17 protein-coding genes and 1 tRNA gene are annotated in these 23,742 nt (G+C 44.1%); 8 read left to right on the plus strand and 10 right to left on the minus strand.

Features of this window, described 5'->3' with window-relative positions; genetic code table 11:
• Window positions 1-125: 125 nt before the first annotated feature.
• The 3 genes from nrfD to nrfB are packed head-to-tail and all read right to left on the minus strand — an operon-like array spanning window position 126 to window position 2,377.
• Window positions 126-1,100 (minus strand): cytochrome c nitrite reductase subunit NrfD, encoded by a 975-nt coding sequence (gene nrfD / locus AB4513_RS05095; RefSeq protein ID WP_102258305.1) that lies wholly within the window; start codon window positions 1,098-1,100, stop codon window positions 126-128.
• Between the two features lie 2 nt (window positions 1,101-1,102).
• The gene (nrfC, locus tag AB4513_RS05100) at window positions 1,103-1,789 is read right to left on the minus strand and encodes a cytochrome c nitrite reductase Fe-S protein (RefSeq protein WP_009848842.1); all 687 of its coding nucleotides are present in this window, start codon (window positions 1,787-1,789) and stop codon (window positions 1,103-1,105) included.
• Window positions 1,790-1,792: 3 nt separating this feature from the next.
• Window positions 1,793-2,377 (minus strand): cytochrome c nitrite reductase pentaheme subunit, encoded by a 585-nt coding sequence (gene nrfB, locus AB4513_RS05105; RefSeq protein WP_009848843.1) that lies wholly within the window; start codon window positions 2,375-2,377, stop codon window positions 1,793-1,795.
• A 481-nt stretch (window positions 2,378-2,858) separates the two neighbouring features.
• Between nrfB and nrfA the strand changes: the two genes are divergently transcribed.
• Complete coding sequence (gene nrfA, locus AB4513_RS05110) at window positions 2,859-4,289, plus strand: ammonia-forming nitrite reductase cytochrome c552 subunit (RefSeq protein ID WP_017101428.1); 1,431 nt, start codon at window positions 2,859-2,861, stop codon at window positions 4,287-4,289.
• 126 nt (window positions 4,290-4,415) lie between these two features.
• On the plus strand, window positions 4,416-4,760 hold the full coding sequence (locus AB4513_RS05115) for a rhodanese-like domain-containing protein (RefSeq protein WP_009848845.1): 345 nt from the start codon (window positions 4,416-4,418) through the stop codon (window positions 4,758-4,760).
• 51 nt (window positions 4,761-4,811) lie between these two features.
• Here AB4513_RS05115 and AB4513_RS05120 read toward each other — a convergent pair whose 3' ends face one another.
• Together AB4513_RS05120 and gyrA are read right to left on the minus strand one after the other, a co-directional pair.
• Window positions 4,812-5,441: a hypothetical protein gene (locus AB4513_RS05120; protein WP_009848846.1), complete on the minus strand. Its 630-nt coding sequence runs from the start codon at window positions 5,439-5,441 to the stop codon at window positions 4,812-4,814.
• Between the two features lie 263 nt (window positions 5,442-5,704).
• On the minus strand, window positions 5,705-8,377 hold the full coding sequence (gyrA, locus tag AB4513_RS05125; protein ID WP_017106649.1) for a DNA topoisomerase (ATP-hydrolyzing) subunit A: 2,673 nt from the start codon (window positions 8,375-8,377) through the stop codon (window positions 5,705-5,707).
• Window positions 8,378-8,635: 258 nt separating this feature from the next.
• Here gyrA and ubiG point away from each other — a divergent pair, with 258 nt between their 5' ends.
• The 4 genes from ubiG (at window position 8,636) to yfaE (ending at window position 13,684) form a co-directional block, all read left to right on the plus strand.
• Entirely contained in the window at window positions 8,636-9,382 is a 747-nt protein-coding gene (gene ubiG, locus AB4513_RS05130; RefSeq protein ID WP_065680458.1) for a bifunctional 2-polyprenyl-6-hydroxyphenol methylase/3-demethylubiquinol 3-O-methyltransferase UbiG, read from the plus strand.
• 504 nt (window positions 9,383-9,886) lie between these two features.
• Window positions 9,887-12,169: a class 1a ribonucleoside-diphosphate reductase subunit alpha gene (nrdA, locus tag AB4513_RS05135; protein WP_009848849.1), complete on the plus strand. Its 2,283-nt coding sequence runs from the start codon at window positions 9,887-9,889 to the stop codon at window positions 12,167-12,169.
• Window positions 12,170-12,272: 103 nt separating this feature from the next.
• Window positions 12,273-13,406 carry a class Ia ribonucleoside-diphosphate reductase subunit beta gene (gene nrdB / locus AB4513_RS05140; RefSeq protein ID WP_004733365.1) on the plus strand — a complete coding sequence of 378 codons (1,134 nt, stop codon included), beginning with the start codon at window positions 12,273-12,275 and terminating at the stop codon, window positions 13,404-13,406.
• Entirely contained in the window at window positions 13,406-13,684 is a 279-nt protein-coding gene (gene yfaE / locus AB4513_RS05145) for a class I ribonucleotide reductase maintenance protein YfaE (protein WP_012604325.1), read from the plus strand. Before nrdB ends, yfaE begins: the two co-directional genes overlap by 1 nt.
• Before the next feature lie 232 nt (window positions 13,685-13,916).
• Here yfaE and AB4513_RS05150 read toward each other — a convergent pair whose 3' ends face one another.
• A complete protein-coding gene (locus AB4513_RS05150) occupies window positions 13,917-15,152 on the minus strand; it encodes a CinA family nicotinamide mononucleotide deamidase-related protein (RefSeq protein WP_102250188.1) in 1,236 nt (411 codons plus the stop codon).
• 208 nt (window positions 15,153-15,360) lie between these two features.
• Here AB4513_RS05150 and AB4513_RS05155 point away from each other — a divergent pair, with 208 nt between their 5' ends.
• Both AB4513_RS05155 and AB4513_RS05160 read left to right on the plus strand, forming a co-directional pair.
• Entirely contained in the window at window positions 15,361-16,272 is a 912-nt protein-coding gene (locus AB4513_RS05155) for a DUF3943 domain-containing protein (protein ID WP_009848852.1), read from the plus strand.
• Between the two features lie 252 nt (window positions 16,273-16,524).
• Window positions 16,525-17,037, plus strand: a complete 513-nt coding sequence (locus AB4513_RS05160) for a glycine cleavage system protein R (protein WP_009848853.1) — start codon at window positions 16,525-16,527, stop codon at window positions 17,035-17,037.
• Between the two features lie 109 nt (window positions 17,038-17,146).
• Here the strand turns inward: AB4513_RS05160 and nspC are convergent, their stop codons facing one another.
• From nspC to AB4513_RS05180, 4 genes are all read right to left on the minus strand, one after another.
• Window positions 17,147-18,286 carry a carboxynorspermidine decarboxylase gene (gene nspC / locus AB4513_RS05165; protein ID WP_102258304.1) on the minus strand — a complete coding sequence of 380 codons (1,140 nt, stop codon included), beginning with the start codon at window positions 18,284-18,286 and terminating at the stop codon, window positions 17,147-17,149.
• A 199-nt stretch (window positions 18,287-18,485) separates the two neighbouring features.
• The gene (locus AB4513_RS05170) at window positions 18,486-19,739 is read right to left on the minus strand and encodes a carboxynorspermidine synthase (RefSeq protein ID WP_102258303.1); all 1,254 of its coding nucleotides are present in this window, start codon (window positions 19,737-19,739) and stop codon (window positions 18,486-18,488) included.
• Between the two features lie 8 nt (window positions 19,740-19,747).
• Window positions 19,748-22,699, minus strand: coding sequence for a pyridoxal phosphate-dependent class III aminotransferase (locus tag AB4513_RS05175; RefSeq protein WP_170962711.1), 2,952 nt, complete (start codon window positions 22,697-22,699; stop codon window positions 19,748-19,750).
• A gap of 870 nt (window positions 22,700-23,569) precedes the next feature.
• Window positions 23,570-23,645: transfer RNA gene (locus tag AB4513_RS05180), tRNA-Gly, on the minus strand.
• Between the last annotated feature and the right edge of the window lie 97 nt (window positions 23,646-23,742).

Consider the following 23,742-nt stretch of genomic DNA (forward strand, 5'->3'; position numbering starts at 1 on the left):
ACCTCAATAAGGCTCCGCTAGAGCAGAGCCGATCTGAACACGCATCTCATGTTTACTAAAAGCATGTTCATTAATAAGCAGATGTCTAGTATCCGACATCTGCTCACTAATAAACTTGCGCGAAATTAAGCTATCGTTAACTGCCCTGCATAAAGAACAAAAGTTCGCAGCATTAATACGCCCATTAGGCTTAGCGAAGTCACGGAGAAAATATACACCGAGCTATGGCGGATTGATGTTGGTGTGACGGCATTCAACAACAACGGTAAAACCATACCAACACCGATGACGCCATACCAGAACCAACTCGCCCAGAAACCACTGCCAATTGCGTTCCATACTGCTTGTTCACTTTGACCACCAGCGAAGATCAGCCCAGTAAAGAAAGTGATAAGAACAAACAACTCAAACATCACTACCGGGCGTTCAAATCCGTGGATCCATGAAATACTCGGGCTATGAGGTGATTCTTTAAAGACCAACACACCAAATAAAATACACGCCGCCGCACCCGAAGATAAACTCGAGAACAAGAACAAAATCGGCAGTACTGGGTTATTCAATAGTGGGAAGGTATTTAAAGCTGACAGCAAGAATCCGGTATAAGCGGCAAGCATCAAAGCAAGAACAGCTAAGAATATTTCCAAAGCATTCTCGAACACTTCTAATTTGCCAATCCAGTTCCCGACAAAGTCGAGTCGCCCTTTTAACCATGTTTGGTCACTCAAGAACACGACAATTTGATCTCTAAATATAATGCCGATCCAAAGGAACAAGATCACCATATACACTTGGAATAAGATCACACCCATCGACATCACAGACGTTGGATTATAGAAGATCATGATCTTCCAAAATGACAGTGGTTTTGTCAGGTGGAAAACCAAGATCAGCAAGCCTGAGATGATCCCAAATGGCGCAAGAAAAGCTGTCGCCTTTAACACACCATTATGAGCAGGATCGCCTTCAATAACCTTGCGCTTAAGGTAAATGGAGATCATTACGGCACCCGCCGACATCCCCGCGAGAAATAGATAGATTGCTATAATCCAGTCCCATACCACGGTACCAGACTGAAAAGCTGCGTCCCATGCACTCATAATCAAATCTCCCCTTTTTGGTGTGGCACTTTATAGAGTTTTGGTTGAGTGCCTAGATAGGCTTTATCTCTGTAAACCACCTCGGATTGAAGTACTTGGTTTATCTCACTCTTAGGGTCATTTAAATCGCCGAATGTCAGCGCTTTAGTTGGGCAAGATTCGACACAAGCAGGCAACTTCCCTTGTGCTAGATTGGTATCACGACAGAAGTTACATTTATCGGCTGACTTGTTCTCTGGATGGAAAAAGCGCACTTGATATGGACACGCTAACAAACAGTAACCACAACCGACACACTTCTCTTTGTGGACATCCACAATGCCCGTTTTTTCATCTTTGTAGGCAGCCCCTGTTGGGCAAACCATCACACACGGCGCGTTATCACAATGTTGGCAAGAGTTACGAGTAAAACGGTAATCAACATTTGGATATTCGCCTTGGGGTTCGCTCTTAATAATTTCTAAGCGCGACACGCCTTCAGGTACTTTATTCACTTCACGACACGCTTCTGTACAAGCAGTACAACCAATACACGCGGTTTCGTCATGAATCATTCCATAACGTTTAGCACCATCTTCTTGAACATTGGCCAACGTTTTACGACTTGTCACCGCCGCAGTTCCCGCGACACCCGTGGTAAAAATAACGGCACCAGCGCCTGCTAAAAAGTTTCTTCTTGAGCAGCTCATAGATTACTCCCCTTCTTTCTTCTGGTTGAAGTCTGAATGGCAATCCACACACAGCTTAATGGTTTGCTTTTTATCTAAGCCCAACACCTTTGCTTCAGTCGCATGAACATCATGGCAGTTTGAACACGTTAAGTTTTGCGCGTGAACATCGTGGGTCCAGCTAGCTTCACGCAGATCATCAGGTTTGTGACAATCGATACATTGGCTATTGGCATCCAAAATTAAGCTAGGATCGAGGAAAACCTTTTCGGTTCCTGGTTGTGATTGAGCCGCGCGATACTTCACCACTTCTGGTGCACCTTCACGGTGATCGGGGCTAATTGAACTATGACAATCGGTACAATTTACTTCACGGCCAAGTAAAGCGTGTGCACTTTCACCATGTGAACCCAATACCGTTTCTTTTGAATCTTTATGGCATTGAACACACTTGTAGTCTTTGTCGCGGATTAATTCGACTTCATGTCTTGTTGATTCTCCTACTGGCGTAACAGCAGGCTCAGCAACAGCATGAATGGAATAACCATAGAGGCAGAATGCTAGAAGGGATTTAAGCATTATGACTATGGCCAATTTAATATTGCCCATTTTATCCTTTCCTTATACCGGCATTATTTAACTCTCAACTAAATAATATTCCGGTTAAACAAAAGTACCCTTAAACGATATTATTACCGCTTAAATGATATCAATTCTTATTTTGGATAAGCCACAACGCTTTCTATAGTTAGAATATACCTCTAATTAGGTAATACGAAATTTGGATAGGTTAATCTGTGAACGCAATCACCCTATTTATACCATGGTCAATCTAGGTAATTGATTGTTATATATGATAATAATTCTCAATTAAATTTTAATACCACTAACCACCAATACCTCTTTAGGGGTATATAAACTTCAACGTGATTGAAGTCACTACCGTTAATTGATCTAAGACAAGCTATATCCAACACGTAACAAAATGTGTTTGTTTATGAATTAATATAAACAGGAATTCTCCAGTTCTTAATTTGAATAGCAAACTCACAACGCTTGGTATAAGAATCAGTATATTGGAGATATCACTGTGAAAAAGCATTGGATACGTAATTCGGTCACAGCACTATTAATGGTTAGCGCATCACTAGCAAGCGCGACCAGTTTTGCTGCGTCTGAACAAAAAGAAATTGGCGACCCTCGTAACGACCAGTTCGAGCAAAACCACCCAGATCAATATCATTCATGGAGACAGACTTCAGAAAGCGAAGTTATTGAAGACGCACTAAAAGAAGATCCAAACATGGTCATCATGTGGGCTGGCTACGGCTTCGCAAAAGATTACAACAAAGCACGCGGCCACTTTTATGCCATTGACGATGTAAGACAAACACTTCGTACTGGCGGCCCAACGGACGAAAGCTCTGGTCCAATGCCAATGGCGTGTTGGAGTTGTAAGAGCCCAGATGTCGCTCGTGTTATCGAAGAGCGTGGTGAAGATGGTTATTTTGAAGGTAAATGGGCGCGTCTTGGCAACGAGATCATTAACCCTATTGGCTGTTCAGACTGTCACGATACCCAAAGCGAAGGCTTTAAGAATGGTGAGCCAGCATTGAAGGTGACTCGTCCTTACGTTGAACGAGCATTTGAAACGATTGGTAAAAAGTTTGATGAACAAAGTCGTTTAGACCAACAAGCTTCTGTTTGTGCTCAGTGCCACGTGGAATACTACTTCACAGGGCCAACCAAAGGTGTGAAATTCCCTTGGGACCAAGGTACAACCGTTGGCGACATGGAACGCTACTATGATGCAATCAACTTTAAAGATTGGACGCATAAAGTATCGAAAGCACCCATGCTGAAAGCGCAACACCCAGGTTTCGAAACATGGCGCGAAGGTATTCACGGCAAAAACAAAGTTGTTTGTGCTGACTGTCATATGCCGAAAGTGACCAAAGAAGATGGCACCGTTTATACCGACCATAAAGTGGGTAACCCATTCGACCGCTTCGAAGATACGTGTGCAAACTGTCACACTCAATCGAAAGAAACTATGCGTAACATCGTTTCAAGCCGTAAAGCGCAAGTACTAAACATGAAGCTGACTGCTGAGAAACAAATCGTTGCTGCTCACTTTGAAGCAGGCGCAGCATGGGAAGCGGGTGCGACAGAGCAAGAGATGGAACCTATCTTACTCGATATCCGTCACGCTCAATGGCGTTGGGACTACGCTATCGCGTCTCACGGTATTCACATGCACGCACCTGAAATCGCTCTAGAAGTGCTAGGTACTGCCGTTGACCGCGCCGCGGATGCTCGTACTAAGATTGTTCGTCTACTGGCGAAGAAAGGCATCACCGATCCAATCGAGATTCCAGATATCTCGACAAAAGAAGCGGCTCAAAAAGCGCTTGGAATGGACATGGATAAGATGAACGCAGAGAAACAGCACTTCTTAGACACGGTTGTTCCTAAATGGGAAGAGCAAGCTGAAAAGCGTGAAGCCAACTACGAATACTAGTTTCTTCCATTAGACCATTAAGTAAAAACCAGTCACACTATTGTTGTGTGGCTGGTTTTTTAGGTTTTAGGGGAATACAGATCAATATCGAATCCCCGATCCACTCGCCAATTCAAGGAATAAACAATGAAAATCTTACTTTCGCTTTCGGCATTATGTATTGCACTACTCAGTTCAAGCGTTCACGCATCTGAGCGTGCTGAGACAGGGTGGGAATTAATAGAGAAAGGTGCATTAGTGGTTGATGTCAGAACACCTGCAGAGTTCGAACAAGGGCATCTAGACAACGCCATCAACTACCCTCTTTCTGAAGTGGCTACTCACTTTGCTAAGATAGATAAAGACCAACCCATCGTGTTGTACTGCCGCAGTGGCAATCGTTCAGGGCAAGCTTATCAATTCTTGCGCGCTCAAGGGTTTACTCAAATCCACAATGCTGGTGGCTTAATCGAAATGCAGGAAAACCAATAGTCTTCGAAATGAGATCTTAAGTAAGATCGCCTCTTTAGCAATTAGCCAAGCTTAACGGATCATCTGTTTGGCTTGGTTGATCGAATGGATAATAGAGACACGATCAATGCCCTTCTGATTGGAATCTAAGATTTGAGTCCACGCATCGATCGCTTGTTGATAGCGCATGCTGATGAAGTGATCGGTCGCAATCAACATCAATGCCGTACGATCATTGGGATCAAGCTGCATGGAGTGCTCCAACAACGCATTAACATCATCACTCATCGCTTGAGAGCTAAGATAATAAAGTGCTGTTGCTTTGGCAGCATAGAGGCCAGAAGGCGCTTGAGGATCTAAGCGAATCGCATAATCGTAGCAAGTGAATGCCGCATCAAACTCCGCTTTCTGCATGTACACACCACCAAGCTTAAACCACAAGTCGGATTGATTCGGGTCTTGCTCAAGGCTTTGCTGAAGCTCATCTTCGAAATCTGTTGCCGTGTAGTTATTGCTATCATCCAAAGGAAGTTGAGGTAACTCTTGTTTCAGTTGAGACCAGACCAGCACGCTCAAAGCCACCGCTGTAAGAGAAATCACCACATTGCCTTTTAGATGGCTGCCATTGTTGCTCGCGGCAATAACGACCGCGATCAAAAACAGACTCATTAGTACCAACGCAACCAACAACCAGATATCCATTCCACATCCCTTTTATTTAGATCTATCTCTACTCTATCGTTTTCGCACTGTCTCGTTATTGATCAAAGTTTAGCGTTCGAGATTTAGTATCAAACTTTTGCATAAAAGCGACGGGTTAAGGTTGGTGCTAAAACCTAAGCCATAAGCCAAATGAGAAGAGAAGAGAAGAGAAGAGAAAAAGAGTGAAATGACAGGCAATAAAAAACCGAGCACTTAGGCTCGGTTTTTTCATTGGTAAGCTTAATTACTTAACGTAATCGAGATTACTCAGTGTCTTGCTCGCTATCACTTTCAGAGTCAGAAGCATCAGATGCTTGCTCTTCACTTGATTCAGAAACAACAGCCGTTTCAGCGTTTACTGCGTCAGCATTTGCTTCTTCAGTTTCTTCGCCTTCAACAATCTCAGCTTCTTCTACTTCGTCGATACGTTGTAGACCTACAACATTCTCGTCTTCAGCAGTACGAATCAGTGTTACACCTTGAGTGTTACGACCAACTTGGCTTACTTCCGCTACGCGAGTACGTACTAGTGTACCTGCGTCGGTGATCATCATCATTTCATCGCCTTCTTCAACCTGAACAGCACCAACTACTGGGCCATTACGATCAGAGACTTTGATAGATACTACACCTTGCGTTGCACGGCCTTTCGTTGGGTATTCAGCCAGCTCAGTACGCTTACCGTAACCGTTTTGAGTCACAGTTAGGATATCGCCTTCGTTTGAAGGAACAATCAGTGAAACCACTTGATCGTCTTCTGGAAGCTTCATACCACGAACACCAGAGGCAGTACGACCCATTGGACGTACTTTGTCCTCGTTAAAGCGAACAACTTTGCCCGACTTCGAGAACAGCATGATGTCGCTATTACCGTCAGTAATATCAACGCCAATCAGTGAATCATCGTCACGTAAGTTAACTGCGATTAGGCCGTTAGCACGTACGTTTGCGAATTGATCCAGTGATGTCTTCTTAACGGTACCGTCGCCTGTTGCCATGAAGATGAATTTCTCGTTAGAGAACTCAGAAACAGGCAGGATAGCCGTAATACGCTCACCTTCTTCTAGAGGAAGAATGTTAACGATAGGCTTACCACGAGCCGTGCGGCTTGCTTGAGGCAGTTGGTAAACTTTCAAGCGGTACGTTTTACCACGAGTAGAGAAACATAAGATGTTATCGTGAGTATTAGCAACAAGCAGACGCTCAATGTAATCCTCATCTTTCATCTTAGTTGCACTCTTACCTTTACCACCACGACGCTGAGCTTCGTAGTCGCTTAGGATTTGGTACTTAACGTAACCTGCGTTAGAAAGCGTTACTACCACGTCTTCTTGAGCAATTAGCTCTTCCATGTCGATGTCATGAACCGCTGCTGTGATTTCTGTACGACGTTCGTCGCCATAGATATCACGTACCGCTTCAAGTTCTTCACGGATCACTTCCATCAAACGCTCAGTGCTTGCAAGGATATGCATTAGCTCAGCGATCTCTTCTAGAAGTGCTTTGTATTCGTCTAGAATCTTCTCGTGCTCAAGGCCAGTTAGGCGGTGAAGACGAAGTTCTAGAATAGCTTGCGCTTGAGTTTCCGTTAGGAAGTATTGACCATCACGGATACCGTATTGGTCTTCAAGCCAATCTGGACGAGCTGCATCAGTACCAGCACGTTCAAGCATTGATGCAACGTTACCAAGATCCCAACCACGAGATACTAGACCAACTTTAGCTTCTGCTGGTGTTGGTGCGTTCTTGATCAGTTCAATGATTTCATCAATGTTTGCAAGCGCTAAAGATAGAGCTTCCAAGATATGTGCACGGTCGCGCGCTTTCTTCAATTCGAAGATAGTACGACGTGTCACAACTTCACGACGGTGATCAACAAAACACTTCAACATATCTTTAATGTTGAAAAGTTGTGGTTGGCCGTTGTTCAGAGCAACCATGTTGATGCCGAAAGTTGTTTGCAGTTGAGTTTGTGAGTAAAGGTTGTTTAGTACAACTTCACCGACAGCGTCACGCTTACATTCAATAACAATACGCATACCATCTTTATCAGATTCGTCACGCAGTGCACTGATGCCTTCAACTTTCTTGTCTTTTACAAGTTCTGCAATCTTCTCGATCAGACGAGCTTTGTTCACTTGATATGGAATTTCAGTAACGATAATTGTTTCTTTACCGTTCTTTTCCATTTCAATGTTCGCGCGCGAGCGCATGTAAACTTTGCCACGGCCAGTCTTATATGCATCGACAATGCCCTTACGGCCACTGATTAATGCTGCTGTCGGGAAGTCTGGACCCGGGATGTAGTCCATTAGCTCATCAATAGTGATGTCTTCATTATTGATAAATGCTAAACAGCCATCAACAACTTCGCCAAGGTTATGTGGCGGGATGTTGGTAGCCATACCTACTGCGATACCAGAAGCACCGTTAACCAATAGGTTTGGTATTTTTGTTGGTAAAACTGCTGGTATTTGCTCGGTTCCATCATAGTTAGGAACGAAGTCAACCGTATCTTTATCAAGATCCGTTAATAGCTCACCAGCTATTTTTGACATACGAACTTCGGTATAACGCATTGCCGCAGCTGAATCGCCGTCAACCGAACCAAAGTTACCTTGGCCATCGACTAACATATAGCGTAGTGAAAACGGCTGAGCCATACGAACAATTGACTCGTATACCGCACTATCACCGTGTGGGTGATATTTACCGATTACATCGCCTACTACACGAGCAGACTTTTTATATGCTTTGTTCCAATCATTACCTAATACATTCATCGCGAACAAAACGCGGCGGTGTACTGGTTTTAGGCCATCACGCACATCTGGAAGGGCACGACCAACGATGACGGACATCGCGTAGTCTAGGTATGAACCTCTAAGCTCATCTTCAATATTTACGGGCGTGATCTCTTTCGCTAGATCGCTCATAGAGCCATTTTCCCTCTATAGTCAGATCGTATTTTTGAATACGTATAAGACCGAAAAATATAACACAAATTTACCTACGGAGGCATCACTTTCCCTCTCCTTTTACCATCTTGTGACCCTTGTAGCCAATCTATTGATGAGAAATTGCACCTCAGCGTCATATCTTGCTGAAACATGGTCACTTTACACTCAATAAACTAGCAAAATTGTAGATCTTCTGGTCAGCAGGAAAAGGCAAGTTATAATGCCTGCAATTTCATGGATGCATTATTTAACTTGGAAATGCCGATTATGACTAAATCACAAAACGTAGACCCAGCAGAAATCAAAAAATTCGAAGACATGGCGTCGCGCTGGTGGGATCTAGAAGGCGAGTTTAAGCCACTACATCAAATCAACCCACTGCGCCTAAATTACGTTCTAGAGAAAACCGAAGGCCTATTTGGCAAAAAAGTTCTCGATGTTGGCTGCGGTGGCGGTATTTTGGCTGAGAGCATGGCCGTTGAAGGTGCGCTAGTCACTGGTTTAGATATGGGTAAAGAACCGCTAGAAGTCGCTCGTCTGCATGCATTAGAAACCGGCACCAAGCTTGATTACATTCAAAGCACCATTGAAGATCATGCTGAGCAAAACCCACAAACTTACGATGTGGTGACCTGCATGGAAATGCTAGAGCACGTACCAGACCCACAGTCGGTTATCTCGGCTTGTTCAAAGTTGGTTAAACCGGGCGGCCATGTGTTCTTCTCGACATTGAACCGTAACTTTAAGTCTTACCTATTCGCTATAGTAGGTGCAGAAAAGCTACTTAAGATTGTCCCAGAAGGTACTCACGACCACGAAAAGTTCATTCGCCCAGCGGAACTTATCAAGATGATAGACAACACTCCGCTGCAAGAATTGGGGATTACAGGACTGCACTACAACCCGTTAACGGACACTTATCGTTTGGGCACAAATGTAGATGTTAACTACATAGTCCACACGCAAAATCTCACCCAATAACTATTAATATCCCCAGCTTAAAATCTTTTAGAAAAAGACGATTGAAAAGAGTTGTAATTAACATAACTTTACGACTTTTTTCAGTCTAAATTTCGTGCGCTCGCTTCCATTTTGACCACCTAGATTTAATTTTAATCATCCAAAATCCATTGCCCATTTTGCTCAAAGATCAAGGGATTTTTTTTTATGTGTGCGCAAAAATAAAGCAACCTTAAAAGGCTATTTTTATACAATCAAGTCACATCGAACCTCGTCAGTTAGTGGTCACTTACAGTTTTTTTTCAATCCACCACTTATCCACAAGCACTCCCATTTCTTTACCTTGAAAAATATAAGCTGTAGCACTATCTTGTAACCCAACAAACAAATGACCCCTATATGTTGTGTTTGAACTACAATGTATGGGTAGACCAAGATCACAAAGCCGAAACGTAATTTACAAAAATTACACAGAAATACACAAAAACACGGCTTTGTTCAGTTTTGTTAGGGAAATTAAGCAGAATGAACCAACAACTTACTGTTACCAAACGTAACGGGCGCAAAGAAACAATCGATTTAGAGAAAATCCATCGAGTGATCACTTGGGCAGCTGAAGGCTTGCACAATGTTTCTGTATCACAAGTAGAATTGAAAGCTCACATTCAGTTTTACGATGGCATCACCACCACTGACATCCATGAGACAATCATTAAGTCAGCAGCGGATTTAATCTCTGAAGAGACTCCTGATTACCAATATCTAGCAGCACGTCTGTCAGTATTCCACCTACGTAAAAAAGCGTACGGCGAGTACGAGCCACCGGCTCTATATGACCACGTTGCAAAACTGGTTGATATGGGTAAATACGATAGCCACCTAATGGAAGACTACACGAAAGCTGAGTTTGACGAGCTTGACGCGTACATCGACCACAAGCGTGACTTAGACTTCTCTTATGCAGCGGTCAAGCAGCTTGAAGGTAAATACTTCGTGCAAAACCGTGTAACAAAAGAAATTTACGAGAGTGCTCAGTTCCTTTACATCCTAGTTGCTGCTTGTTTATTCGGTAAATACCCGAAATCAACTCGTCTGGATTACATCAAACGTTTTTACGACGCCTCATCTACGTTTAAGATTTCTCTACCTACACCAATTATGTCTGGTGTACGTACGCCTACTCGTCAATTCAGTTCTTGCGTACTGATCGAGTGTGGTGACAGCCTTGATTCTATCAACGCAACAGCAAGCTCTATTGTTCGTTACGTATCTCAACGTGCTGGTATTGGTATCAACGCAGGTCGTATCCGTGCGCTTGGTTCTGAAATTCGTGGTGGTGAAGCGTTCCACACTGGCTGTATCCCTTTCTACAAATACTTCCAAACAGCAGTAAAATGTTGTTCTCAAGGTGGTGTTCGTGGCGGTGCAGCAACCGTGTTCTACCCACTATGGCACGGTGAAGTTCAGTCTCTATTAGTACTGAAAAACAACCGTGGTGTTGAAGAGAACCGTGTTCGTCACATGGACTACGGCGTACAGCTTAATAAGCTTATGTACTCTCGTCTTGTTCAAGGTGGCAACATCAGCCTGTTCTCCCCTTCAGATGTACCTGGACTTTACGATGCGTTCTTCGAAAACCAAGAGCGTTTTGAAGAGCTGTACGTTAAGTACGAAAACGATCCTTCAGTGAAACGTGAAACTGTGAAAGCGGTTGAACTGTTCTCTCTACTAATGCAAGAGCGTGCTTCTACTGGTCGTATCTACATTCAGAACGTTGACCACTGTAATACACACAGCCCGTTTGATTCTGAAGTAGCTCCTGTTCGTCAATCGAACCTATGTCTAGAAATCGCGCTACCAACTAAGCCACTTTCTAACGTGGAAGATGACGAAGGTGAGATTGCACTGTGTACGCTTTCAGCGTTCAACCTTGGCGCAATCAATGAACTCGACGACTTAGCAGAGCTTTCTGAGTTGGTTGTTCGTGCACTTGATGCACTGCTTGATTACCAAGATTACCCGCTTCCAGCAGCATACAAATCGACAATGAATCGTCGTACTTTAGGTGTTGGTGTCATCAACTATGCATACTACCTGGCGAAGAATGGTGTTAAGTACTCTGACGGCAGCGCAAATGGCCTGACTCACCGTACTTTTGAAGCAATTCAATACCACTTACTAAAAGCGTCTGTTGAACTAGCGAAAGAACAAGGCCGTTGCCCATCTTTCCACGAGACCAACTACGCGAAAGGCCTACTGCCAATCGATACTTATAAAAAAGATATCGACTTAGTATGTGAAGAGCCTCTGCACTACGATTGGGACACGCTACGTGAAGAGATCATGGAGCACGGTCTGCGTAACTCTACGCTAACAGCGCTTATGCCTTCTGAGACTTCGTCTCAAATCTCGAACGCGACTAACGGTATCGAGCCACCACGTGGTTATGTATCAGTGAAAGCGTCGAAAGACGGTATCCTGAAGCAAGTTGTTCCTGATTTCTTAAATCTTAAAAACAACTACGAGCTACTTTGGAACATTGGCAATAACGACGGTTACCTACACTTAGTGGGTATCATGCAAAAATTCGTTGACCAAGCTATCTCTGCAAACACTAACTATGATCCAAGTGTTTACGACAGCGGTAAGGTTCCAATGAAGCAGCTGCTTAAAGACCTACTAACTGCATACAAGTATGGTGTTAAAACGCTTTACTACCATAACACGCGTGATGGTGCTAAAGACGACCAAGGCGATGCAGTTCAAGTGCCGGAAGAAGATTGTGAAGGCGGCGGTTGTAAGATCTAAACCGCAATAAACATTAAGACCCCAGAGAAGAGTTATCTTCTCTGGGTTTAAAGCATTAACAGGGTCCGTTTTATTGCGGGTCTTTAAAGGATTTGAGGCATTTATGGCTTACAGTACTTTTTCTCAACAAAAAAATGACCAACTAAAAGAACCAATGTTCTTGGGTCAGTCGGTAAACGTTGCACGTTACGACCAACAAAAATTTGAAATCTTCGAAAAGCTTATCGAGAAGCAGCTTTCTTTCTTCTGGCGCCCAGAAGAGGTCGACGTGTCTAGTGACCGTATCGACTACAACAAGCTTCCTGAGCATGAAAAGCACATCTTTATCTCTAACTTGAAGTACCAAACGCTTCTAGATTCTATCCAAGGCCGCAGCCCTAACGTTGCCCTACTTCCATTGGTATCACTACCAGAAGTTGAAACTTGGATTGAGACTTGGTCATTCTCTGAAACGATTCACTCTCGTTCTTACACGCACATCATCCGTAACATCGTAAATGATCCAGGCGTAGTATTCGACGACATCGTTGAAAACGAAGAGATCCTGAAGCGTGCTAAAGACATCGCGTTTTACTACGATGACCTAATCAAGCTAACGGCTGACTACCACCGCTACGGTGAAGGCAACCACAACATCAATGGCGAAGACGTTAAGATTTCACTTCATGACCTGAAGAAGAAGCTTTACGTATGTCTAATGTCTGTAAACGCACTGGAAGCGATTCGTTTCTACGTGAGTTTTGCATGTTCATTCGCATTCGCTGAACGTGAGCTAATGGAAGGTAACGCGAAGATCATCAAGCTAATCGCTCGTGATGAAGCACTTCACCTTACTGGTACACAGCACATGATCAACTTGCTGCGTAATGGCCAAGATGACTTCGAATTCATGCAGATCGCTGAAGAGTGTAAGCAAGAGTGTTTCGACCTATTCAAAGAAGCGGCTGAGCAAGAGAAAGAGTGGGCAGAATACCTATTCAAAGATGGCTCTATGATTGGTCTAAACAAAGATATTCTTTGCCAATACGTTGAGTACATTACCAACATCCGTATGCAAGCGGTTGGTCTAGGTACGGCTTACCCAGAAGCAACATCGAACCCAATTCCATGGATCAACGCTTGGTTGTCTTCAGATAACGTTCAAGTTGCTCCACAAGAAGCTGAAATCAGTTCTTACCTAGTTGGCCAAATCGACAACGAAGTAAAAGCTGACGACTTTGAAGGGTTTGAGCTGTAATGCCAACAATCAAAATCAACAAGCTGACTTCTATTGAATCTAACCCTTCAAATACTCTATTGGAAACAATGGAACAAGCAGGGTTAGAGCCAGAATACAACTGCCGAGATGGCCACTGTGGCGCTTGCCGCTGTACGTTGGATTCTGGTGAAGTCGAGTACGTTGGTTTTGCTATGGCTTACACACAAGGCGATGAAATTTTGCCTTGTATCTGTAAAGCAAAAACAGAACTATCGCTGAGTAACGTTATTCACAGAAATAAGCAAAAAAGTGCTTAATACTTGTACTTAGATCTTATACTTAGCACGATTAGTACAATGTTGAATCGTTAACAGAAAAGCTTAAAAATTTAAGGGCCCGATAATCTTCATTATCAGGCCCTTTTTGTATTTCATGTTGGCTCAATCATACAACTCGCTTATTGCACCAACTCGGCTTTATTGATGTATATGATTTATTACATATATAGCTTTATAGCTTTAACTTGGACTTTATAGCGTTGACTTGGTTTTATAGTACCGCTTTAGGAATAAACATGTCTTTCAATCGCTTAACCGAAGAGTAAGTACCAAACATCGGTTTGTTGTCTAGATGCCTTCTCAGCATATCGGCGGCAACGGTCTTAATCACGTTGCGTTGGTCTTCGCGTGAGTACTGACGATAAAACTCAAGCACCTGCCCCCACTCTCCTGCTTCAGTCGACAATGCGACGCTGAATGTGTTGCCTTCTAATTTACCAGTAACCAAAGCCAGTTCTGTACCGCACTTCTCTCTTGTAGCGCCAGCCAGTGCAAAGGTTGCGGCTAATGGATCACTCTTTTCAAGTTCGCTCTCTTTTGGCTCAGCCATGACCCATGAATGCCCAAAGCAATCTTCAACCTGCTCATTCAATTGCAGCCACGCTGATAGGGCGCCTTTGGTCGACACTTCAGATACAGATAACGTCTTCTTTTTTTCCGCCATGATGTGTCCAATATGGTCAATCATTGGCTCATCAACGCTCACGACATTACTCTCTAGCAGCTTGTAAACCATTTGCAGAAGCTTAACGCGAGTTTCTAAGTCTGCCTTAGGACCAAACAGTTTGACCTCAATAAAAGGCAGATAAGAGCGGTAGCCAAGTTCATAGCCTGCTGGAAGCTTAAGCTGGTCTAACACATCCGAGATACCCGATTCAGACAAACCAAACGTAAACAATCGACTGCATTCAGAGGCAACCACTTGAGGGTAGGTACGCGACAAGTCAGGAAGAATCTCAAACGTCACCATACGTTTGAATTCACTCGGTACACCAGGAGTGAAATAGAAAGTCGCATCGTTGATTTTCAGCTTGAAGCCGCAAGCCGTACCCACAGGATTATCAACAATCTCTGAACTCGCGGGTAATAAAGCTTGCTTAAGGTTACTGTCAGGCATCGGCATACCACGTCCAGAGAACATCTCTTCCATACGAGTCAGCCACTCAGGGAACATGACAAGCTTTTGATCTGAGGCCGCAGCCGCAGCCGCCGCACTCATATCATCAGTTGTCGGCCCCAAACCACCATTGACGATAACCACATCATAGTTGAAGCTCAGCATCAGCAGTTCTTCGATCAGAGCGTTCATTTGATCGCCCACAGTTGAACGCTTTGCCAAAGCAAAGCCGTGCTGATAAAACTCAGCAGACATCCAAGCTGCGTTTGTGTCGACAATGTCCCCATGAAGAACTTCTTCACCAGTGCTTAACATTGCGATTTTCGTCATATTTATATCCCTTGTGGCCATTAAAAGACACGGCATTATTTACAAACTAGTCTAAGGTTGAGTTTGAGTCATTCACCTTTTCACAAATATTACTAATGCTTAATCTAAGGTTTTCTTAGGAAAAGCAATAAATTATTAGTTCCCTAAACTAAGCATTTAATAGATAATTGTGACTCGGATCAATTATTAACTTCTCATGGAGACCCTTGTGGCCAAATCACCGTTACTAACGAAGGTTACTGCTGCATTTACAATGCTAATGTCAGTTAACTCGGTTGCAAGCCAATACGACTTCGACCAACCAATCAACCTTTCTTATTCGGATGAATGCGCTCAAGATTACTGTGTTAATGAAAGCTTGTACACCTATAAGCCTAGTAACAATTATGCGCTAAGCGAAACAAGCGACCAATATGATTTAACGATCGAAAAACAACCACTCTACCTTACCGTTAGCGATGGCAAAGATTGGGATTACCTCATGGGCCAAACTTATACCATTCTTGGTTTAAGTGTCGCAACCGTTGGCCTCATGACGCTTTTACCGGAAAGCATCACTAAGTGGGATGATGACCAGCGTGATATCAGTGCACTAGGTAAAAAATGGAAAGATAACGTTTCTGAAGGCCCTGTATGGGACCGTGATGAGCACTTCCTAAACTACGTAATGCATCCGTATTTCGGCGGTGTTTACTACACCGCAGCTCGACATGCTGGTTATGACGAGTTTGAGTCTTTCTTATACTCTTGGACAATGTCGACATTTTTCTGGGAATACGGCGTAGAAGCGTTTGCTGAAGTACCTTCATGGCAAGATATCTTTATTACACCATTCTTTGGGGCTGTTGTCGGTGAAATGATGCTAGAAGCAGAGCAAGACATTGTTGCTTCAGGTGGCGAAGTGATGGGCTCTCAAACCATGGGTGATGTTTCATTATTCTTCCTCAACCCTGTTGGCCATATCCACTACTGGGTAAGTGATGCATGGGGTGGTGACGCAGAAGTTAATCTGAATACTAACCCTTGGTGGGATAACAAAGACGCAGCACGATTCGCCTACGATGCAGGGGCAACATACGACTCTCAGTTTGTTGGTATGAACTTTAAAGTAACGTTTTAAATCGACTTCCAGTCTCTGAACTCTATGTTACTGCATTTCAAATAAATGCGACAACTCTTCTAAAAGCGGCTCTCTAGCCGCTTTTTTTGTGCCCTACTCTTCATTCTCTTTTTTTGCATCACAGCTTAGTTTCAAAAATTGACACAGGTCAAACATTGTTCGATGTAACCTTCTACACTGAAATTAAAGAACTTTATCGCGTGATATCAAACATTTAATTAGCAACGAACAATTGAGACTTTGGGGGCTGATATGAACAGTACATTTATCGTAAACTTTATCGGACAAGCATCACCAGCAACAATCAAGCAACTTGCTGCGGTTACTCACGAAAACGACGGAAAATGGCTCATCAGTAAAGTTAACTTTATTGAAGATCAAGTTGCAGGTGTATTAAAGATTCAACTTCCCGCCATCAACGAATCAATTGTTAAGGATGCTTTCAGTGCCAATGCTGACTTGATCGTGCAGTTTGTTGATTCAGACCACACTCACAACGCACAAGACACAATACATCACTTACGACTCGACTCTAACGACCGAGCTGGCATCGTCAACGAAGTGACACATGTACTAGACAGACAAGGAATTAGCATTCTAGATATGGATTGTCACCGAGTCTTTATCGCGGGTGGCGGTGGTGTTAGCTCAAGTCTATTTACTTCCAAGATCGCTGTGAAGTTGCCAATTGAAGTCTTGATTGATGATGTCGTGAATGAATTAGAAACGCTCAGTGAAGATACTCGAGTGATGATTGAGAGCTAACGGATAGCATTTCACTTCTATCCTTACTCTTTTCTCTGGTAACAGTTATCTATAAAAAAAAGAGCAGCTCACCGGCTGCTCTTTTTATTGTTCTAAAACTATGACTTAGTTACTTAACCGACCATTGTGATAATGATCGTTTGAAGTCTTCATAGCCAAATTCATTTAGCTTCTGAACTTCGCCATTGCTGCGATCGCAATAGATCGATGGCATTTTTAGGCCATTGAACCAGTTCAGTTTCACCATGGTGTAACCTGCACTGTCTAGCAGGTGCAGCTTTTGACCAATCTTAAGTGGCTCGTCAAAGCTAGCTTCGCAGAACTGATCGCCAGCAAGACATGAGCATGAACCAATCACATAGTCATGGCTACCATTTTCAGAGGCTTCTAATACCGATGCTGGCTCATTGTAGATAAGCGTATCAAGGCGGTGAGCTTCGGTTGCTGAATCGACAATTGCCGTTTTCTTCACGTTCTCAACAATATCAACAACTGTCACAACTAGGTCGGTTGTTTTAGTGATGATGGCTTCACCCGGCTCTAGGTACATCTGCACGCCGTGCTTTTCAGAGAAGGCTTTTAGCGCAAGACCCAGTTTCTCGATGTCATAACCCGGCCATGTGAAGAACACACCACCGCCCATGCTCACCCAGTCCAACTTATCTAGGTGCTCACCAAACTGCTCTGAGATTGAATCAAGCAAACCGATAAATGCATCGACGTCTTTGTTCTCGCAGTTCATGTGGAACATCACACCATTGATCTCATCGAAGATCCCCGGTTTGATGTGATCAGCTTGCACACCCAAACGTGAGAATTGACGCGCTGGGTTTGCCAAGTCTTGCCCTGCGTAGCTCACACCCGGATTTAATCGTAAACCCAATGAAGCCTTACCTTCAACAATATGACGGTAAACGGCAAGTTGGCTTTGAGAGTTGAAGATCATCTTGTCGCAGATATCCGCAACTTCTCTCACGTCATCTTCGCTGTAACCCACACTGTAAGCGTGCGTTTCACCACCAAAGGTTTCGTGGCCAAGCTTGACTTCGTATGGGCCAGAGCTTGTCGTGCCATCGAGGTAAGGTTTGATGATGTCAAACACACCCCATGTCGAAAAACACTTCAGTGCCAATACCAATTTCACACCTGAAATCTCTTTCAGTTGCTTGGCTTTCTCTAGATTCGCAATCAACTTGTCTTCGTTGATCATGAAATATGGGGTTTTTAGTTCTTCTTTCTTAAACGTCATTTTTGTAAACACTCAAGCAGCATCTATAGATGGAAAGGTAAATTAACAATTTTGGTGTGATTTATTTTGATTTTGTCCTGTCCGAGCGCAGTGAGTTACAAAATCAAAATAAATGATACCAAAGCTTCAAGGCTATCATCATCGAAAAGGGAACAATCCATGTCCCCTTTAATTAGCAATCAAAACAAGAAATCAGTTCTTATTTTTTCAGCTCTTGAATCACAGGAAGACCTTGGCCTGCTTCAAGTTCTTGAACATGCCAATCTAGACCGATTTCAGGCATTGTTGCTAGGAACGGGTCTGGGTTTAACTGTTCCATATTGAACACGCCTTTATCAGCCCATTCGCCACGGAAGAACTGAAGTGCAGCCGTAATCGCTGGAACACCCGTAGTGTAAGAGATTGCTTGGTGCTCTACGTCTTCGTAAGCCACTTCGTGGTCTGCGTTATTGTAGATGAAGACACTGCGATCTTTGCCGTCTTTCTTACCTTGGACCCAAGTACCGATACACGTTAAACCTGTGTAACCCGGAGCTAGAGATGTTGGGTCTGGTAGTAGTGCTTTAAGAACATGCAGAGGCTGAACCACAGTACCGTCATGTAGCGTTAGTGGATCAGGGCTAAGAAGACCGATATCACGCATGCAGTTGAAGTAGTTCAGGTATGCATCACCAAAGCCCATCCAGAATTCGATACGCTTAGCAGGGATGAACTCTTTCATTGAACGAACTTCATCGTGCGCCATTGAGTAAACTTTGTGAGAACCACAATTAGGGAATTCAAACTCAAGCATACGAGAGTGACAAGGTACTTGTTTCCACTCTTCATTTTCCCAGTAGAAAGAATCGCCTTGGATCTCAAGCATGTTGGTTTCTGGATCAAAGTTTGTCGCAAACTTCTTACCGTGGTCACCAGCATTCACGTCCATTACGTCAATTGAGTCAATCTCATCGAACAAGTGCTTAACCGCGTACGCTGCAAAGATTGATACCACACCTGGATCGAAACCCGCGCCAAGAATACCTGTGATGCCCGCTTCAGCGAACTTCTCACGGTAGCCCCACTGCCAATCATAAGCTTGTGGTACTTGTTGACCTTCAGAACATAGGTCAACCGCTACCGATGTATCTAGGTAAGAGACTTTAGATTGGTAACACGCTTCCATGATTGCCATGTTTACCCAAGGAGGACCAGCGTTGATCACTAGATCCGGCTGAACTTCTTTAATCAAAGCAACAAGTGCATCAACATCGTCAGCGTCTACTGAACGAGCCTCTAGTTTCTTAGTAGAATCTTTAAGGTTATTTTTGCCCTTGATAGATTCGATGATTTTTTCACACTTCGCGATTGTGCGAGAAGCGATTGTGATATCACCCAGTACTTCGTTATTTTGTGCTGCTTTGTGTGCAACAACCCAACCAACGCCGCCTGCACCAATTTGTAGAATAGCCATAGTTTTAATTACCCTTGTTGTTCTGCTAGCTCAATAGCTAAAGTTTGAATTTTGTTAATTAGAGATTTGAAATCTGATGTCGTTAAGCACGGATTCAAGATTGTAAATTTCAGCGCACTTTTACCGTCGACGACCGTTTCGCCAAGCACGGCAACACCACGAGTCAGCGCCTCCAGTCTTAACGTCTGATTCAGTTTGTCTAAATCAAGAACGCCGTTTGCTGATAGCTCGTTGTTCGGTACCGCACGGAACAGCACTGTCGACAATGACGGCTCAGCAAGTAGCTCAAAATCGTCATGCTTCTGAATCAGATCGGCAACTTCAAGCGTCTGCTCTAGAAGATGGTCGTACATATCACCCAGTTGCTTTGGTCCAACGCTTTGCATCGTCATGAAGACTTTCAGTGCATCGAAACGCTTGGTGGTAGCTATGGACTTATCGACTAGATTTGGCAGCTCATCGTGCTCGCGATTCAAGTAGTCTGCGTGATGCAGTAGGTACTTAAAGTTCGCTTTGTCTTTCAGCAGCACAGCGCCACAGCTGATGGTTTGGAAGAACAACTTGTGGAAGTCGACACTCACTGAGTCCGCTTTTTCGATACCTTTCAGACGAGCTTTATGGCTGCTTAAGATAAGCGCGCCACCGTAAGCACTGTCGACATGGAACCAAAGATCTTGTTGGTTGGCGATGTCAGCAATCGCTTCAAGATCATCAATCGCACCGTGATCGGTAGTACCCGCCGTACCGACAACAGCAAAAGGAATCAACCCTTGAGCTTTAAGTGCTTTCACTTCTGCGTCTAGCAAGTCAGGCTTGATAGTGCCGTTTGCATTGGTGTCAACACAGCATACTGCCGCTTCACCTAGCCCTAATAGAGAGGCTGACTTTTGAACCGTGAAGTGCGATTTCTTTGAACATAAGATACGCAGCTTGCTCGCGTATTCTGGTAAGCCAAGCTTTTGGATAGAATGACCATTGTGCTTATCCGCAACCCAGTCTCTCGCCAGCAATAAGCCCATTAGGTTACTTTGCGTGCCGCCGCTAGTGAAAACACCATCAGCTTGTGCGCCAAGTTGGTATTTGTCACACATCCAATCCACCACACGCTGCTCCACATAAGTCGCAGCAGATGCTTGGTCCCATGAATCCATCGATTGATTCAACGCCGCGATAATCGATTCCGCAGCTACCGAAGCCATAAGAGGAGGAGTGTGAAGGTGCGCAATGCAGTCTGGGTGTTGCACGAAGATGGAGTTCGCAGCGACAAGGTCTGCAGTACTATCTACAACATCAACCAAAGAGTGTTGATTGTTATCGAGATCAACAGCATTGATGGCTGCTTCTAGCACTTTTGGATCTAAACCCGAATAAGGCGTTTCAACTTGTTCAAAAACCGCTTTCATCGCTTGAGTGGTTTGGTTCATCACGTTAGCAAATTCGTTGCTACCGCCTAAACCTGTCTGGATGAAATGCTTATTCCATTCTTGGTTAGTTTGTTCGCTTGAAGCTGGGTCTTGTTGTAAACCACCACCCGCTGCGATGATCGCTTCTTCCATCACGCGCAATGCAAAGTCGATCTGCTCAAAAGAGATAATCATTGGCGGAAGGAAACGAATTACCGAACCATCACGACCACCCTTTTCAACCATCAAGCCGCGCTCTAGTGCTGCTCGTTGAATCGCTAAGGTTAGTTCGCCGTCGGATTGTGGTTCGCCAAACTTGTTAAGATCACCATTTGGTTGCTTGATCTCAGCGCCAAGCATCAAGCCTTTACCGCGAACTTCAGCAATACAGTTCACACGCGATTGAATCTTCTCAAGCCCATGACGTAGATATTGGCCTGCGATGTTCGCGTGCTCAACCAAACCATCACGTTCGATGATCTCTAACGCCTTAGCGCCAGATACCATTGCCAACTGGTTACCACGGAATGTACCGGTGTGCTCACCCGCTTTCCAAGTATCGATGCTCTTGTCGAATACAAGCAGCGACATAGGCAGTCCGCCACCAATCGCTTTAGACAAGCACAAGATATCAGGACTAACACCTGACTCTTCAAACGCAAAGCGATGGCCGGTTTTACCCACACCACACTGAATTTCATCAAAGATCAGTAGGATACCGTGTTCATCACAGATGCGACGTAGGCCTTGTAGCCAAGACGCCGGAGCTGGAATCACACCACCCTCACCTTGTACAGGCTCGACGATCATCGCGGCAGGTTTCATGATGCCAGATTCGTCGTCATTCAACATACGCTCGATGTAACGAATGCTCGCGTTAGCACCCGCTTCACCACCAATGCCAAACGGGCAACGAAGGTTATATGGGAAAGGCATGAAATGTACGTCAGACATTAAGCCACTACGACGTTCTTTAGTGCCAAGGTTACCCATCATGCCCATAGTGCCGTTAGTCATGCCGTGGTAAGCACCACGAAAAGCAAACATGGTGTTGCGACCTGTAGTTTGCTTGGCGAGCTTGATCGCGGCTTCCACAGCATCAGCGCCAGACGGGCCACAGAATTGAAGAACCGAGTTCGTTGAAAAGTCTTGAGGGAGAAAAGCTTTAACTCGCTTGATAAACGTCTCTTTTGCTTGAGTCGTAATATCAAGTGTCTGATATGGCAAACCAGAATCGAGTTGGTCTTTAAGTGCTTGGTTAATCTCAGGGTGGTTGTAGCCCAGAGAAAGTGTACCTGCACCTGCTAAGCAATCGAGAAATAGTTGGCCACGAGTATCTTCAACTAAAACACCACATGCTCTTTTAATAGCAATCGGTAGGCGTCTTGGGTATGAACGAACATCCGATTCATGCTGCTTTTGCTCAAGCAAAATAGCGTCGGGTGTTAGGTCGTAAGTTCCCTCTACGATAGGAACCATAGTTGAAAATGAATTTGCGATAGTATTAATATCGACTTCAAAGGCGGTAGTCATAAAAGTCCCCTTGAATGTGTTCATACTCACCTCCATCAGACGCAATTGCACACCGTCCCTCTATTGATTTAGAGAGAGTTCATAGTGAAACACGCGTATTGTCTAGAAATGAGATATAGCTGTACGCTCGCATAAGTCAAATGACGAATACGAAATTAGGCCGTCTTAGGACAGCAAAAATTAGTTAGCGTGAGCTCAAGGTTCAGTAATGCTACTGTTTTGAAGAATTGGACATTTGTGCAGTATCGGACAGCTATGAAGAACTGGCCCTTTTGGAAATGCAGAGCTGATTAGCAATGTTGTTATTAGTGTGTTCAATGTTGGGTTTCCCATTAGCATGGCGAATTGCGCCATAAGTATCCCGTCTATCAGCTAAAGGCTAGCTGATACCTACCCTACGTAATGTCCCAATCAGCAAGAATGGTCACTACGCGTATCCCCCAGAAGCAATCGTTGCTCTTCTTGAACATTGTTCATTCCGAGATTGCGCGGGAAAATAACATAAAGTGAAATGAACGATCAATAGTTTTTAATAATCGCTTGATAAATAGGAGCGGTAACTGACAAATTGCTGAAAATATCGTCAAGTTAATCTTTAGGTAAGGAGATCCCCGGTTCATTCGTTCCTCACGCCCGAGGATGACTACGCGGGTATACAAACGTTGCTAGTGAGGGCTTTGAGGCTGTGGCGCCTTTCCGTCATTCCCTAGCACGAAGAACGAGTTCATAGGGAATCTCGCTTTTAAAAGCTAAGTAATGTAAACGAACTTGATAGCAACATTTTGAGATAGAAAAGGAAGTTTGGGTGTGTTCAAACAGAAAGAGGAATAACGCATAAAAATCAGAACAGCAGAAACCAAAAAGCCCGAACATTTCTGTTCGGGCTTTCTAATTTGGAGCGATACATCGGGTTCGAACCGATGACCTCAACCTTGGCAAGGTTGCGCTCTACCAACTGAGCTAGTATCGCATTTGCTACATCTGTTAAGACGTAGACTTTAATAGATGGTGCCCCGGGCCGGACTTGAACCGGCACAGCGCGAACGCCGAGGGATTTTAAATCCCTT

It is taken from the genome of Vibrio sp. 10N.222.54.E6 (assembly GCF_041473955.1).
Lineage (GTDB): Bacteria > Pseudomonadota > Gammaproteobacteria > Enterobacterales > Vibrionaceae > Vibrio > Vibrio tasmaniensis_A.